Annotated in this window: 12 protein-coding genes; 3 read left to right on the top strand and 9 right to left on the bottom strand. The window is 73.5% G+C overall.

Annotation, left to right across the window (positions count from 1 at the left end):
• Positions 1-11: 11 nt before the first annotated feature.
• The 6 genes from ACFC1F_RS21380 to ACFC1F_RS21405 form a co-directional block, all read right to left on the bottom strand.
• Complete coding sequence (locus ACFC1F_RS21380) at positions 12-2,072, bottom strand: cation-translocating P-type ATPase (protein ID WP_376160329.1); 2,061 nt, start codon at positions 2,070-2,072, stop codon at positions 12-14.
• Positions 2,073-2,334: 262 nt separating this feature from the next.
• Complete coding sequence (locus ACFC1F_RS21385; RefSeq protein WP_376160331.1) at positions 2,335-3,714, bottom strand: Ni/Fe hydrogenase subunit alpha; 1,380 nt, start codon at positions 3,712-3,714, stop codon at positions 2,335-2,337.
• Entirely contained in the window at positions 3,711-4,499 is a 789-nt protein-coding gene (locus tag ACFC1F_RS21390) for an oxidoreductase (protein ID WP_376160333.1), read from the bottom strand. Before ACFC1F_RS21390 ends, ACFC1F_RS21385 begins: the two co-directional genes overlap by 4 nt.
• A gap of 1 nt (position 4,500) precedes the next feature.
• Positions 4,501-5,304 (bottom strand): FAD/NAD(P)-binding protein, encoded by an 804-nt coding sequence (locus ACFC1F_RS21395; protein WP_376160335.1) that lies wholly within the window; start codon positions 5,302-5,304, stop codon positions 4,501-4,503.
• Positions 5,301-5,762 carry a cyclic nucleotide-binding domain-containing protein gene (locus ACFC1F_RS21400; protein WP_376160337.1) on the bottom strand — a complete coding sequence of 154 codons (462 nt, stop codon included), beginning with the start codon at positions 5,760-5,762 and terminating at the stop codon, positions 5,301-5,303. The genes ACFC1F_RS21395 and ACFC1F_RS21400 overlap by 4 nt, the downstream gene beginning before the upstream one ends.
• On the bottom strand, positions 5,759-6,901 hold the full coding sequence (locus tag ACFC1F_RS21405) for a 4Fe-4S dicluster domain-containing protein (RefSeq protein ID WP_376160339.1): 1,143 nt from the start codon (positions 6,899-6,901) through the stop codon (positions 5,759-5,761). Before ACFC1F_RS21405 ends, ACFC1F_RS21400 begins: the two co-directional genes overlap by 4 nt.
• Positions 6,902-7,077: 176 nt before the next feature.
• Here ACFC1F_RS21405 and ACFC1F_RS21410 point away from each other — a divergent pair, with 176 nt between their 5' ends.
• On the top strand, positions 7,078-7,623 hold the full coding sequence (locus ACFC1F_RS21410) for a hydrogenase maturation protease (RefSeq protein ID WP_376160341.1): 546 nt from the start codon (positions 7,078-7,080) through the stop codon (positions 7,621-7,623).
• Here ACFC1F_RS21410 and ACFC1F_RS21415 read toward each other — a convergent pair.
• Complete coding sequence (locus ACFC1F_RS21415; RefSeq protein ID WP_376160343.1) at positions 7,620-8,603, bottom strand: Acg family FMN-binding oxidoreductase; 984 nt, start codon at positions 8,601-8,603, stop codon at positions 7,620-7,622. The genes ACFC1F_RS21410 and ACFC1F_RS21415 overlap by 4 nt on opposite strands.
• A complete protein-coding gene (locus ACFC1F_RS21420) occupies positions 8,600-9,253 on the bottom strand; it encodes a hypothetical protein (protein WP_376160345.1) in 654 nt (217 codons plus the stop codon). Before ACFC1F_RS21420 ends, ACFC1F_RS21415 begins: the two co-directional genes overlap by 4 nt.
• Before the next feature lie 385 nt (positions 9,254-9,638).
• Between ACFC1F_RS21420 and ACFC1F_RS21425 the strand changes: the two genes are divergently transcribed.
• Both ACFC1F_RS21425 and ACFC1F_RS21430 read left to right on the top strand, forming a co-directional pair.
• Positions 9,639-9,881, top strand: a complete 243-nt coding sequence (locus tag ACFC1F_RS21425; protein ID WP_376160347.1) for a DUF1918 domain-containing protein — start codon at positions 9,639-9,641, stop codon at positions 9,879-9,881.
• 312 nt (positions 9,882-10,193) lie between these two features.
• Complete coding sequence (locus tag ACFC1F_RS21430) at positions 10,194-11,081, top strand: universal stress protein (protein WP_376160349.1); 888 nt, start codon at positions 10,194-10,196, stop codon at positions 11,079-11,081.
• An 18-nt stretch (positions 11,082-11,099) separates the two neighbouring features.
• On the opposite strand, the gene ACFC1F_RS21435 is transcribed toward ACFC1F_RS21430, so the two are convergent.
• Complete coding sequence (locus ACFC1F_RS21435; RefSeq protein ID WP_376160351.1) at positions 11,100-14,693, bottom strand: hydantoinase B/oxoprolinase family protein; 3,594 nt, start codon at positions 14,691-14,693, stop codon at positions 11,100-11,102.
• Between the last annotated feature and the right edge of the window lie 68 nt (positions 14,694-14,761).

Genomic DNA, 14,761 nt, shown 5'->3' on the forward strand with positions numbered 1-14,761 from the left:
GCGGGCCCCGCTCAGCCCTGCCGCCGTGCCGGGAGGATCAGCCCGCGCGCGCCCAGCCGTGCCGCCCCGAAGGCTGCCAGCCCGGCCGTCCCCGCCGCCCCGATGTCCGCCCAGGACAGTGGCACGGTCTGCAGGACGTCCTGGAGCAGCGGCAGGTACAGGGCGGCCACCGCCAGCCCCGCCGACGCCAGGACGGCCGCCGGAAGGAACGGGTTCGCCCGGGTGAACAGCCGCTCGCGCAGCCCGAGGACCACGCCGAGCTGCGCCGCCAGCAGGGCGAGGAACAACACGCTCTGCCAGGGCCGCCCGGCCGCCTCGGCCCACAGGGCGACTGCCAGGCTCACGGCGGTGACCGTCGCACCCAGCGCGAGGACGCCCTCCCACAGGCCGGCGCCGAGCACGTGCTCGTGAGGGGATCGGGGCGGTCGCCGCATCGCCTGGGCGGAGACCGGTTCGGCGCCGACCGCGACGCCGGTCAGGCCGTGGGTGAGCAGGTTGATCCACAGGATCTGGCCGGCGCGCAGCGGCAGCGCGAGACCGAACAGCGGGCCCAGAAGCATGACCAGGATCTCCGCGGCTCCGCCGGACATGGCGTACAGCAGGAAGCGGCGGATGTTGTCGTAGACCCGCCGCCCCTCCTCCACGGCCGAGACCAGCGTGGCGAGTTCGTCGTCGGCGAGCACCAGGTCAGCGGCCTGGCGGGCCACCTCGGTGCCACGTCGGCCCATCGCCACGCCGATGTCCGCCTGCTGGAGTGCCGGGCCGTCGTTGACGCCGTCGCCGGTCATCGCGGTGACGGCGCCGGCCGCGCGCCAGGCCTCGACGATGTCGAGCTTCTGCTGCGGATCCGTGCGGGCGAAGACGCGCACGGCGGTGAGGTCGGGGACCAGGCTCGCGGCGAGGTCGCGGCCGGTGGCAACCTCGCCGCCGACCGGGCCCGTACCGGGCTGGAGGAGACCGACCCGCTCGGCGATCGCGCGGGCGGTGGCCGGGTGGTCACCGGTGATCAGGATCGGGGTGATTCCGGCGCGCCGACACGCGGCGACAGTGGCCTCGGCCGCAGGTTTGGGCGGGTCACTGAGCGCCGCGAGCCCGAGCAGCTGCAGCCCCGACTCGACCGCGCCGCCCGGGCGGTCCCGCAGACCCGACGCCACGGCCAGGACCCGGTAACCGTCGGCGGCGAGCCGCGCCGCGTGCTCCGCCACCCGGGCCAGCGCATCGGCGTCGTCGTCCACCACGGCGGGATCGAGAACGGCCTCGGGAGCGCCTTTCAGGCAGATCTCCAACCGCCCGGCAGGCGTCCGGTGCACCGTCGTCATCCGCTTGCGGAGGCTGTCGAACGGCAGCTCGTCCACCCGCGGGGACAGCTCTGCGAGCACGGCGGGGTCGTGGCCCGCCTTGGTCGCCGCCACCAGGAGGGCCGCCTCGGTCGGGTCTCCCAGCGCCGTCCACTGCCCGTCCTCGCCGGGCTGCGGCGGCCGCAGCGAGGCGTCGTTGCACAGCGCCGCCACCCGCAGCAGTGCCCGAGCCCGATCTCGCCCCTCCGGAGGCTCCACCAGGACCTCGCCCTGCGGGCGGTAACCGGTGCCGGTCACCGTGGCCTCCCACCCGGGTGCCCACAGCCGCTCGACCACCATCCGGCCCTCGGTGAGCGTGCCGGTCTTGTCGGTCGCGAGCACGGTGACCGAGCCGAGCGTCTCGACGGCCGCGAGCCGGCGCACGATGGCGTGACGGGCGGCCATCCGGCGGGCTCCGATCGCCAGCGCGAGTGTCACCACCGCGGGCAGTGACTCCGGCACGGCCGCCACGGCGAGACTGATCGCGGTGACCGCCATCGCCTCGGGTGCCTGGCCGCGCGCCAGCCCGAGGACGAAGACCACCAGACAGAGGGCGACCGTGACCAGCGCAAGCACCCGTCCGAGCCCGGCGAGCCGCTGTTGCAACGGGGTGGCCCGGGGACGCGGGTGGAGCGAGGCGGCGATCCGGCCCAACGCGCTGTCGGTGCCGGTGGCGGTGACGGTCGCCACCGCCCGCCCGCGTGCCACCACTGTGCCGGCGCTGAGCCACGGCAAGGCCGGCCCCCCGCCCGGAACCGGCCGCCACGAGCCCGTACCGGTCCGACCGGCCCAAGGAGCAGTCCACGATGACCGAGCAACCCCTCACCCCGCCCCAGGGAAGGTTCGCCATGGGATCCGCGCAGGAAACCGGGCGAGTTCGAGTGCCCGGCGCAGTGCCGCCAACGAACTGGGCGAGCCGTCGACGCCGACGACGACGGTGGGGGCCCGTCCACGGGCCCGCGCGCGGCGCCGTCCGAACACAGGCGTCGCAGCCGCTTCAGTCGCAGGCCGAGGTGCGCTCGACGGTGAGGTCGAGGAAGTGGGCCGAGCACGAGATGCACGGGTCGTGGTTGCGGATCGCCCGTTCGCACAGGGCGGTCAGTTCGGCGTCGGTGGCGTCGCCGTCTCCCAGGCGCTCCTGCACGATGCGGCGAAGGTCCGCCTCGATCGCGCCCTGGTTCTGCGCGGTCGGCGGGACCAGGGCGGCGTCGGTGACGGTCCCTTCGCCGTTGATGGCATAACGGTGGTAGAGGAGCCCTCTCGGTGCCTCGGTGGCGCCGTGACCGATGGCGGCTCGCGGTGTCACCTCGGCGTGGGGACGCGGTGGGGGCTCGTACGCGTCGATGATGCGCAGCGCCTCGTCGACCGCGTGGAGCACCTCGACCGCCCGGACGATGATGCTCCGGAAGGGGTTGCGGCAGACCACGCCCTGGCGTGGGTCGCCGAGTCCGGCGTCCTCGGCGGCCTGGAGGGCGAGCGGGGAGAGCCAGCGGCCGCTGATCGCGTAGCGGGCGAGCGAGCCGGTGAGATGACGGCGGCCGTCCAGCAGCGAGTGGAGCGCGGTGGAGTGCGGCACCTGGCTCTCGACGACGTGGTCTCCGAAGTCGTGGACCGCGAAGGTGCGGGTGGGTAGCGCGCGGTCGGAGTCGGCGGGCAGTCCGGCGGTCTGCGGGGCGGGCATAACGGTCGGGGTGCCTGACTCGATGGCGTAGCTGCCGGGTTCGGCCAGGGCGAGCAGGTCGTGGTCGCAGCCGGCGTCGGGGAAGTCGAAGCCCGCCACCCAGCGCACCGACTGTTGTGCGTCGTCCCGGGCGCGCCGCAACCGCTCGGCCAGCGGCCGCAGTTCGGCAGTGGTCGGAGTGCGGTGGAAGCCGCCGAGGCGGACGTTGACCGGGTGGATCGCCCGGCCGCCGAGGAGTTCCATGATCGCGTTGCCGGCCTGCTTGAGCCGCAGGCCGCGTTCGACGTCCAAGCGGTGGGTGCGGGCCAGGTCGACGGCGCTGTCGCAGCCGAGGAAGTCGGGTGCGTGGAGGAGGTGGATGTGCAGCGTCTGGCTCTCGATCCACTCCCCGCAGTAGAGCAGCCGGCGCAGCGCGGCCAACTGGCCGTCGACGGTGACGCCGCAGGCGTCCTCCACGGCCCGGCAGGCGCTCATCTGGTAGGCGACCGGGCAGATCCCGCAGACCCGGGAGGTGATGTCGGGCGGCTCGGTGTAGGAGCGTCCGCGCAGGAACGCCTCGAAGAACCGCGGGGGTTCGTAGATCTCCAGCCGGGCCTCGGTGACCTCGCCGTCGTCCAGGCCGAGGTGCAGCGCGGTCTCGCCCTCGACACGGGCGAGCGATCCGACGTGGAGCGTCCGGGAGCCGCGGTGCGTCACCGTCCGATCTCCTTTCGGGAGGCCGCGTCGAACTCCGGGGACGCGGTGTTGAACGTGCGCAGCACCCGCACGACGTCGAGGGTGTCCATCCCGTCGCGGCGCAGCAGGGGAACGAAGGAGGGGAGGTTCGTGGAGTTCGAGGGGCCGAAGCAGCCGTAGCAGCCTCGGTGGTACGCGGGGCAGATCGGGCCGCAGCCGGCGTGGGTGACCGGACCGAGGCAGGGAGTGCCGTGGGCCACCGTGACACAGACCGTGCCGCGCTGCTTGCACTCGAAGCAGACGCTGTGCGCGGGGACGTCCGGTTTGCGGCCGGCCAGGTAGGCGGTGACGACCTCGACGAGCTGGCGCCGGTCGATGGGGCAGCCACGCAGTTCGAAGTCGACGGGAACGTGGGCGCTGATCGGTGTGGAGGTGGCGAGCGTGTCGATGTAGTCCGGCCGCGCGTAGACGACGGCCTGGAACTCGGCCACGTCCGCATAGTTGCGCAGCGCCTGGACACCGCCGGCGGTGGCGCAGGCGCCGATGGTCACCAGCCGCCGCGAGACCTCGCGGACGTGCTGGATCCGCTCGGCGTCCTGCGGGGTGGTGATCGAGCCTTCGACGAGCGAGAGGTCGTACGGGCCCGGAGCGCTCGCGCTGGAGGCCTCCAGGAAGTGCGAGATCTCCACCCGGTCGGCGATCGCGAGGAGCTCGTCCTCGCAGTCCAGGAGGGTGAGTTGGCAGCCGTCGCAGGAGGCGAACTTCCACACGGCGAGCGTCGGGCGCCGGTCGGCGGTGCTCGGCATTTCACAACTCCCGGACCATGAGCAGGGGTTGGGCGCGGGTCCAGGTGACGACCGGCCCGTCGCGGCAGAGCAGGAGCGGGCCCAGCTGGCAGTGCCCGCAGTGGCCCGTCCCGCAGTGCATGGTGCGTTCCAGCGAGACTCGGATCCGGTCCGGGTCGACACCGCGGTGCACCAGGTCACGGGCGGTGGCCCGGATCATCGGCTCCGGGCCGCAGATGAACGCCGCTGCGGCCGGCGGGTCGAAGGCGCAACGGTCGAGCAGGGTCGTGACGACGCCGACCTCGCCCTGCCACCGCGGGTCGGGGCGGTCGACGGTGACCACCGCCCTCCCGGCCGTCTGCCAGCCGCGCACTTCCTCGGTGTAGAGCAGGTCACCGGGTGTACGCGCGCCGATCAGGACGTTCGGCCGCCCGTACCGCCCGGGCTCGGTGAGCGCGGCGCGCACCAGCGGGCGCAGCGGCGCGAGACCGATGCCTCCGGCGACCACCAGGAGGTCGAGCCCGGTGGCGGCGGGCAGCTCCCAACCGGTGCCGAACGGGCCGCGTACGCCGACCGTCGCACCGGGCCGCAGGCCGTGCAGCGCGCCGGAGATCGCGCCGACCGCACGGACGGTGTGGGTCAGCCGGTGTCCGTCCAGGCCGCTGACCGAGAGCGGGATGTCCCCGGCACCGAAGGCGTACACCATGGCGAACTGCCCCGGGGTGAACGGCTGGAGGGGCACGTCGACGGGCTCCAGGACGATCGTGGCGGTGTCGGACGTCTCGGCCTTGCGTTCGACCACCCGGTACGGGAGGGGGGTCGTCATCGCGCCCCACCGTCACCGGGGAGACCGTAGAGGTCGAGCAGGCGGGTGCGGGTGGCCTTCAGCCGCCGGGCGATCACCTGGGCGACGCGGTTCGTCACCGCCAGGCCGAACGCCGGGTCCTCCTCGCACGCGGCGCGGACGCGCTCCGCGTCGAACTCGGACGCCAGCACGGTGCCACGGGTCCGCGCGCCGAGGTGCCAGCGGTACGGTTCGAACAGCCAGGACCAGCCGAGCAGATCGCCCTCGCCGAGCGTCTCCACCACGGCTTCGCGTCGGCCCGGGACGTGGATGTCGAGCGCGACGAGCCCCGAACGGATGATCCAGAACCGGTCGGCGACGCCGTCCTCCTCGAAGATGCGGGTGCCGCCGGGGAAGGCGACCTCGTAGGAGAAGCCCAGCAGGCGGTCGCGGTGACCGGGCGGCAGGGCACCGAGGAATCCGTGGCGGGCGACGGTCATGGCGATTCCTCGTCCTGGCCGCCACCGCGTTCACGGTGCAGCGCGTGGGCCTCCTCGGTGATGTCGATGCCGACCGGGCACCACACGATGCAGCGCCCGCAGCCGACGCAGCCCGAGCTGCCGAACTGGTCGTACCAGGTGCCGAGTTTGTGGGTCGCCCACTGCCGGTACCGACTGCGCGGGGTGTCGCGGACGGGGCCCGCCTGGAGGTGCGAGAAGTCCAGGTCGAAGCAGGACTCCCAGCGCCGCCACCGCTCGGCGTGGTCGCCTGTCAGGTCGGTGACGTCCTCGGCGGTGGTGCAGAAGCAGGTCGGGCAGACCATGGTGCAGTTGCCGCAGGTCAGGCAACGTGCCGCGACGTCGTCCCAGCGCTCCGCCGTGAGGGTCTCGCGCATCAGCACCTGCAGGTCGACCGGCGGCATGCTGCGCCCCATCCGGTCGGCCGCCCCGGCGACCCGCTCGGAGGCGGCCGTCCGGGTCGCGGCGTCGGCGGGGCGGTTCGGCAGCTCCGCCAGGACCGACTCCCCCTCCTCGCTCCCGGCCCGCAGCAGAAAGCGGTGGCCGTCGGCGTCGAGCACCTCGGTGAGCGCCAGGTCATAGCCGGGCCCGACGGCCGGCCCGGTGCCCATGGACACGCAGAAGCACGTCGCCCCCGGTTCGGTGCACTCCACCGCCACCAGGAACGCCCGTTCGCGGCGCCCGCGGTAGGCCGGGTCGGTGTACATCCCGCCGGTCAGCACCCGGTCCTGGATCGCGATGGCCCGCAGATCGCACGGACGGACGCCGAGGAAGGCGTACGAGGGCGGCGGTGTCCGCTCCTCCGTCATCACCAGCTGACCGTCGGCGCGGCGGTCGGCCGTCCACTGCCGCTCGCGCGGCGGGTGCAGGAACGTCTTCCAGGACTGCGGGCCGGCGCTGTGGGCGAACACGGCGCCGTCATCGCGGACGCGCAGCCGGTACGTCCCGGCCTCCAGCTCGACCCCCCAACCGTACGGGAGCTCGTCACCGCCCGAGAGCTCGGCCAGGACGATCGCCCCGTCGCGGACCGTAGGGCCCACGCCCGTGCGTCCGCGCCCGGCGAGGACGACGATCAGCGCGCTCAGTCCGGCCCGGTCGATCACCACCACGCCGTCCGCCACGTCAACCTCCGCGCACCGATCACACCGCCCCGGCCAGGAGCTGTCCCGGCCAGTATGGGCGCGGGCCTGCGGCCGGGCGTCCCGGCGTGGTCCAGGTGGCGGCCTCCGATCCCCGTACGGCCCCCGCCTGGCCGCGGTGCGACTCACGGCTGCGGCGTACGGGAAGGGCGAAGTGCATGAACGTCGCAACGCGGATCGCCGTCATCGGCGTCGGGAACGAGTACCGCCACGACGACGGTGTGGGCTGGGCCGTCGTGGCGCGGCTGGCAGAACGTGCCGAGCAGCACCCCCTGCCGGGCGGGACCGTGCTGCGGGTGTGCGACGGTGACCCCGCCCGGCTAATCACCCTGTGGGAGGGCGCCGAGCTCGCCATCGTGGTGGATGCCGCCCATGCACATCCCGGACGCCCGGGCCGGGTCCACCGCCTGGCACTTGAGAGTGACCGGCTGACGCCGGCGGGCGGCACGACGAGCTCCCACGGGCTCGGCCTCGGCGAGGCCGTCGAGCTCGCCCGAGAGCTCGACAGGCTCCCTCCACGGCTCGTCGTCTACGCGGTCGAGGGGGCCGACGGCAGCCTCGGTACCGGGCTGTCGGCTGCGGTGGCGGCCGCTGTGGCGCCTCTCGCCGAGCGCATCGTGGCGGACATCGCGTCGCACCGGGCATCGGCGTCCGCGACCCGGTCCGGCGTCGCCGGCCCACGGGGGAGGACGAACCCTTTCTAGGCCTCGGGGTCGAGGACGTCGGCGGCCGGCAACCGGGGGGTCGGCGTTCCCTCCGGGCCGTAGCCGAGGCGGATCAGCATCTGCACGTGCCCCGGCGGCTGGTGCGGCTCACGGGCGGCCCAGCGCAGCTCCGGCCACTCCATCACCTGGTGCAGGAGCGAGGCCCGCACCTCGTGGGCGGTGGCCGCCAGCAGGACGTGCTCCAGGCCGAGCCCGGTGCGCAGCCAGTCCTCGGGGCGGTCGTCGTCCGTGCTGAGCACCGCGATGACCGGCTCGTGCTCGAAGGTGGCGGGCTGCTGGTGCTCGACGGGGCGGAGGGCGGCGAAGTCCCGCATGGGGAGCCGACCGTCCCGGTCCTGCGGCCCCAGGGCGTGGGCCGGGATTCCGTACGGCGGCACGTCCCCGCTGCGGATCCAGTTGCGGCTCTCGGTCCGCTGGGCGGGGTCGGTGGTGTTGCGGCGCTCGGCCTCGGCGGTGAGTTCGAGCAGCCGGGCCGTCTCCTCCCGGCCCGGCAGGCGCAGGACCGTCTCCTCCGCCCGGGCCGCCGTGACCAGCTGGTCCAGGACGTCCGCCGGAACGGGTCGGCCGGTGAACGGGGTGCGGATGGAGTGGCGGCGCCAGATCGCGTCGTACAGGGCCTCCGTGCCGGGGAGCCGGACCGGGGACGTCTCGTCGAGACGGACGGTGGCGAACAGGTCCGGGTCAGCGGGATCGGGCAGCAGCCGCACGTCCGGTGCCCAGCCGAGGTGCCGGGCGGCGACCCGCAGGTTGAGCACTGCGGCGCCGACGGAGACGTGCATCGCCCGCCCCTGGGGGTCGGCGGCCGGTACGGCACGCTCCCGTACGGCCCGTACCTCCAGAACCGAGGTCTCGGGCTGGAGCCGGAAGTGCCAGGGCTGGCTGTTGTGGATCGAGGGTGCGGCCACCGCGGCGGAGACCAGATTCTCCAGCGCGGCGGCGTCAAGGGCGGGGGTGGTCATGATGCGCTCCTGGACGTCAGCCTGCTGCCGGGGGGCCGGCAGGGCGGAGGGCGCCCAAGCGGTGGCGGTACTCGTCGGCGTCGTTCTCCCCACGGGGCGAGGCGCTCGGCGAGCAGCTGCTCGGGCGAGCGGTGATCGGGTTGCGGGTGGAGTTCGCCCCGGACGGCTCGCCCGGCGTGGTCGTCGGCGTGGGCGGCGAGCAGGTCGGAGGCGGCGACGACGCCTGCGACCGTTCCATGGGCCGTGACGACGGGCAGTATGCCGCGCCCGGAGGCGGTGATGGCGGCGACCGCGGTGGCGAAGTCGGTGCCGGGGGTGACGGCGATGCCGGGGCGGCTCCTGCAGGCGCGCACCCGGGTGCGGCCGGACACCGACGGGGTGTCCGGGTGGGCGGTGGTAAGGGCAGGCGTACCGTCGAGGAGCGCGAGCAGCCCGGGCCGGACCGGACCGCACAGCCGCTCCGCGGCCAGCTCCGGCGCCCGCCGGCCGGCGCCGAAGAAGCGCAGCCGCCGGCTCTCCTCCGACATCCGGTTCCCGTGCAGGTCGAGAACGGCCGCCCGGTCCGACGGGGCGATCGGGCGGATCTCGACCGTCGTGCCGTCGGTGATCAGCGCCTCGGCGGTCGGTGGCAGGTGCGGGACGGCGGACACGGCATGGCTCCTCGACCTCGGCCCCGGCGGTCAGGACAACTCCAGCGTCCGCTCGTCCTCCCTCCTCCGGAAGGGCCGACCGGCCCACCGTCCGGCCGCACGCAGGCGGACCTTCCGGCACCGCGTACCTCCCGGCCGACCCTCGCCGTCGATTCCGTACTCGCCGACCAGGGAACCGTGCCGGCCGGTCGGCGCCGACGCGACACCCCCGGCAGGCCGGGCCGTGGAAGGAGCCCGACCGGCCCTACCGGCAGGGACGCCCGGCCCCGGTCCGGTCCGCACAGGGCGTGATGTCATGGAAGGGCGGGACGCGTCGCGGGCCGGTCGAGGCCCCGGAGCCCGTCGCCCCCGGGCCGGTCGTCGCCCCAGGGCGTAGGGAGAACAGATGAGAGCCTCAACAGGAGACCGGATCATCGTCGAGAGCACCCGCCCCGGTGCGGTACGGCGGGACGGCGAGATCGTCGGCCTGCGCCACGAGGACGGCAGTCCCCCTTACGACGTGCGCTGGTCGGACAACGACAGGATCACCGAGTACTTCCCCGGCCCGGATGCCCGGATCCATCATTACCGGCATCAGGACAGCCACCGGGAGTCGGCGCCCAATGGAGCTCCGAACAAGGAGAACTGACGCCATGTCGAATGCAGGACCGGCGACGGCAGGAGACGAGCGGACGTCCCCGGGGCCCACTCTCACCCGGGCCCGGGCCGGCTTCGAGGCCGACCTGGCCGCGCTCCCGCCCGCCGCACGGCGGATCGAGGACCCGCAGCACCCGGCCGCAGTCGTCTCCGAGCGACTGCTCCGGCATACCGCCGATGTGCGGCGGCGCATCGAGGAACGTCTGCGCGCCGCAACCGGGCGGTCCTGCCGAACCCGGAGGACCCCCTGGCGTGGAAGCAGGGCCGGATGCGGCCATCCGGTCGCCCCATCCATGGAGGAGCCATGACATCCCCGACTTCCGCCGGCGGGCGCCAGCCGATCGTCCTCGGCGTCGATGCCGTCACCACGGGGCGGATGACCGACGCCTGGGCGGCCGACGAGGCCGACCGCCGAGGGCTGCCGCTGCGCCTGGTGCACGCGATCCCGACCCCTGCCCACGGGCTCCACGCCTACGACGAGGGCCGCTACCACAAGGCGCTGCGCGAACGCGGTGACGAGGCCCTGGACCGGGCCGCCTCAGCGGCTCGCGAGCGGCACCCCGCTCTGACCGTGACCACAGCCGTCGCCGAGGACGTCCCCGCCCGGGTGCTGTGCCGGGAGTCGGCCCACGCCGCGCTCGTCGTCCTCGGCGCGCGCGGGCTCAGCCGGGCCGAGGAGGTGCTGAGCACCTACTCCGTGACCGTCCCGGTCGGTGCCCAGGCCCACTGCCCGGTCGTGGTCGTCCGCGAGCCCGAGCACATCACCCAGGACCCGCCCTACGTGGTCGTGGGGGTCGACGGTAGCCCCTCCTCGGTCGCGGCCCTCGACTTCGCCTTCGACGCCGCAGCACGGCGGAGTGCGGCCCTCCGGGCGCTCTGGGTGTGGCAGTCCCAACTGATCAGCCGTCTCGACGAGGCAACGGCTGTCCGGACCTTGCAGCGACTGCTCCACGAGACCACGGCCGGCCGCCACGGCCTCCACCCCGACGTCTCGCTGACGCACGAGGTGATCCGCGGCCACCCCGTCGAGGAGCTGGCCAAGGCCTCCGAACACGCTCTCGCAGTAGTCGTGGGACGCCGCGGTGACGGTGGTTTCACCGGGATGCGGCTCGGCTCCGTCCCCCACGGTCTGCTCCACCGCGCCCACTGCCCGGTCGTCATCGTGCCCACTCCCCCGCAAGGCCGGCACTGATGCCGGGCCGGATCGACGTCAGGGCCGGCCGTAGCCACCGCCACCGGGGGTCTCGATCACCAGGACGTCACCCGATTCCACGGTGACGAAGTCGCAGCCGGCCAGGTGGTGGACCGAGCCGTCGACGCGTTCGACGCGGTTGGCGCCGAGGGCGCCCGGCCGACCCCCCGCGAGGCCGTACGGAGGGACACGGCGGTGGCTGGAGAGGAGGCTGATCGTCATCGGCTCGCGGAACCTGATCCGCCGGACGGCGCCGTCGCCGCCATGCCAGCGTCCATGGCCGCCGCTGCCCGCCCGCACGGAGAACTCCTCCAGCAGGACCGGCAGTCGCCACTCCAGTACCTCGGGGTCGGTGAGCCGGGAGTTCGTCATGTGGGTCTGCACCACGGAGGCGCCGTGGAAGCCGTCGCCCGCACCTGAGCCTGAACCGAGTGTTTCGTAGTACTGGTGATCCCGGTTGCCGAAGCTGACGTTGTTCATCGTGCCCGAGCCCTCCGCCTGGACGCCGAGCGCCGCGTAGAGGGCACCGACGATCGCCTGCGAGGTCTCGACGTTCCCGGCGACCACGGCGGCCGGGTGGCGTGGGGCGAGCATCGACCCGGGCGGGACGATGATCCGCAGCGGCCGCAGGCAGCCGTCGTTGAGCGGGATGTCCTCGGCCACCAGGGTGCGGAAAACGTACAGCACCGCCGCGGTGGCCACCGACGCGGGCGCGTTGAGATTGCTGTCGAGCTGGTCCGCGGTGCCGGTGAAGTCGACGACGGCCGAACGGTCCCGGTGGTCGACGGTGACGCGTACGGCGATCACCGCCCCGGCGTCCGTCTCGTACCGGTGGGCGCCGTCGTCCAGCCGTCCGATCACCCGGCGGACGGCCTCCTCCGCGTTGTCCTGCACGTGCCCCATGTACGCCTGCACCACGTCCAGCCCGAAGTGGCCGATCATCGCGCCGATCTCCTCGACGCCCTTGCGATTGGCGGCGATCTGGGCCCGGAGGTCGGCCAGGTTGGTCTCCGGGTTGCGCGAGGGGTACGCCGCCTCGCACAGCAGCTTCCGGGTCTCCGCCTCCCGCAGCCGCCCGCCCTCGACCAGCAGCCAGTTGTCGAACAGCACGCCCTCCTCCTCGATCCGGCGGCTGTTGGCCGGCATCGAGCCGGGTGTGAGCCCACCGATCTCGGCGTGATGCCCGCGGGAGGCCACGTGGAACAGGATCCGCTCTCCGGCCGCGTCGAAGACCGGGGTGACCACGGTGACGTCGGGAAGGTGGGTGCCGCCGTGATAGGGGTCGTTGACGGCATAGGTGTCGCCGGGCCTCATCGAGCCGCCTCGCCGCCGGATCACCTCCTGGACGGTGGTGCCCATCGAGCCGAGGTGGACCGGGATGTGCGGGGCGTTGGCGACGAGGTTGCCGCCCGGGTCGAACAGGGCGCAGGAGAAGTCGAGCCGCTCCTTGATGTTGACCGACTGCGCGGTGGACTCCAGCCGCGCTCCCATCTGTTCGGCGATCGACATGAAGAGGTTGTTGAAGACCTCCAGTAGCACCGGGTCCGCCTCGGTACCGACGGTCTCGGCCCCGGGCGCGGCGGACCGCTCCAGCAGCAGATGGCCTGCCTCGCCGACCGTCATCCGCCAGCCGTCGTCGACCACGGTGGTGGCACCGGACTCGGCCACGATCGCGGGACCGGTCACCGTACGCCCCGGAGGAAGCAGTTGACGCCGGTGCAGGCCGACCCTCCGCCATGTCCCGCCGGTGTACAGGTCGACCTCCCCGGGCACGTCGGGCTCTCCGCCGGAAGCCGCGCCGAGAACACCGATGTCGGGCGGAAGGGTCAGACCGGTCGCCTCCACCGACAATGCCTCGACAATGACTTGACGATCCATCAGAAACGAGTACAACGCACGGTGGGTGGCCTCGAAGGCGGCGGCCATGACCGCCGGCTCCGCCAGGTCGACCGGAATCGCGGTGTCCGTGCCGTCGTAGCGCAGCCGGGCCCGCCGGACCGTCCGGACGCGGTCCGGCGGGACGTCCTCGGCCAGCAGCTCGGCCCGGGCGGTCGCGGTGAGCGCCTCGGCCACCGCCCCGATCCTGCCCATCGACGCCTGTTCCAGAGGGAGTTCGACGGACTGCTCGCGCATCACGGTGGTGTCGGCCAGGCCGATGCCGAGCGCGGAGAGCAGTCCGGCCGCGGGCGGCACCAGAACGGTGCGGATGCCCAGGGCGTCGGCGACCGCGCAGGCGTGCTGGCCGCCCGCGCCGCCGAAGGTGGTGAGCGCGTACCGGGTGACGTCGTGCCCCCGCTGGACCGAGATCCGCTTCACGGCGTTGGCGATGTTGTCCACGGCGATCCGCAGGAAGCCCTCGGCGACCTGTTCGGGTGTCCGGTCGTCGCCCGTCCGGGCGGAGATGTCGACGGCGAGGGCGCGAAACGCCTCCCGAACCGCCTCCCGGTCCAGCGGCAGGTCGCCACCGGACCCGAAGACCGTGGGAAAGCAGCCGGGTTGGATCCGGCCGAGGACGAGGTTGGCGTCCGTCACCGTCAGCGGTCCGCCGGCCCGGTAGGACAGCGGGCCGGGGTCGGCGCCGGCCGAGTCCGGGCCGACCCGGTAGCGGGCGCCGTCGAAGTGCAGCACCGATCCACCACCCGCGGCGACCGTGTGGATCGCCAGCATCGGCGCCCTCAACCGCACCCCGGCCACCTGGGTGCTGACCACTCGCTCGTAGGCACCCGCGTAGTGCGAGACGTCCGTCGAGGTGCCGCCCATGTCGAAGCCGATCACGCGGCCGTGGCCTGCCAGTTCGGACATCCGGGCCATTCCGACGATACCGCCGGCCGGGCCGGAGAGGATCGCGTCCTTTCCCCGGAAGTGACCGGCCTCGGCCAGTCCCCCGTTGGACTGCATGAACATCAGCCGTACCCCGCGCAGTTCATCCGCCACCTCGTCGACGTAGCGGCGCAGCACCGGTGTCAGGTAGGCGTCCACGACCGTGGTGTCACCCCGCGGCACCACCCGCATCAGCGGGCTGACCTCGCTGGACAGCGACACCTGCGGGAAGCCGATGCGGTGGGCGAGTTCACCGATCAGGCGCTCGTGCGCCGGGTGGAGGTGGCTGTGCAGAAGCGTCACCGCGACCGAGCGGATCCCGCGGTCGTACGCCGTCCGCAACCGGGCGCCGAGCGCGTCGAGCTCGGGCGGGCGCAGCACCGTGCCGTCGGCGGCGATCCGCTCGTCCGCCTCGATCACCTCGTCGTACAGCGGCTCGGGGAGGACGATCCGGCGGGCGAAGATGTGCGGGCGGTCCTGGTAGCCGATCCGCAGGACGTCACCGAAACCGCGGGTGACGACCAGTGCGGTCCGCTCGCCGGTGCGCTCCAGCAGGGCGTTGGTGGCAACGGTGGTACCCATCCGGACGGCCTCGATGCCGACATCGGTGAGGGGCTCTCCCGGGGCGAGCCCCATGAGGTGCCGGATACCGGCGACGGCGGCGTCCCGGTAGCGACGGCGGTCCACCGAGAGCAGCTTGTGGGTGACCAGACGACCGTCCGGGCGCAGGCCGACGACATCGGTGAACGTCCCCCCTCGGTCAACCCAGAACTGCCAACCATGACGGGCCACGGCCACCTCCGCGCGGAGTCGGGCAACGGCTCCCGTTCGAGTATCCGGGGTGATCGGGGAGCCTCGCA

It is taken from the genome of Kitasatospora sp. NPDC056181 (genome assembly GCF_042266225.1).
Lineage (GTDB): Bacteria > Actinomycetota > Actinomycetes > Streptomycetales > Streptomycetaceae > Kitasatospora.

Bases quoted from the DNA above. Each gene is read 5' to 3' on its own strand.
- ACFC1F_RS21390 (WP_376160333.1), bottom strand. From the start codon at position 4,499: ATGCCGAGCACCGCCGACCGGCGCCCGACGCTCGCCGTGTGGAAGTTC.
- ACFC1F_RS21425 (WP_376160347.1), top strand. From the start codon at position 9,639: ATGAGAGCCTCAACAGGAGACCGGATCATCGTCGAGAGCACCCGCCCC.
- ACFC1F_RS21395 (WP_376160335.1), bottom strand. From the start codon at position 5,304: ATGACGACCCCCCTCCCGTACCGGGTGGTCGAACGCAAGGCCGAGACG.
- ACFC1F_RS21430 (WP_376160349.1), top strand. From the start codon at position 10,194: ATGACATCCCCGACTTCCGCCGGCGGGCGCCAGCCGATCGTCCTCGGC.
- ACFC1F_RS21410 (WP_376160341.1), top strand. From the start codon at position 7,078: ATGAACGTCGCAACGCGGATCGCCGTCATCGGCGTCGGGAACGAGTAC.
- ACFC1F_RS21415 (WP_376160343.1), bottom strand. From the start codon at position 8,603: ATGACCACCCCCGCCCTTGACGCCGCCGCGCTGGAGAATCTGGTCTCC.
- ACFC1F_RS21400 (WP_376160337.1), bottom strand. From the start codon at position 5,762: ATGACCGTCGCCCGCCACGGATTCCTCGGTGCCCTGCCGCCCGGTCAC.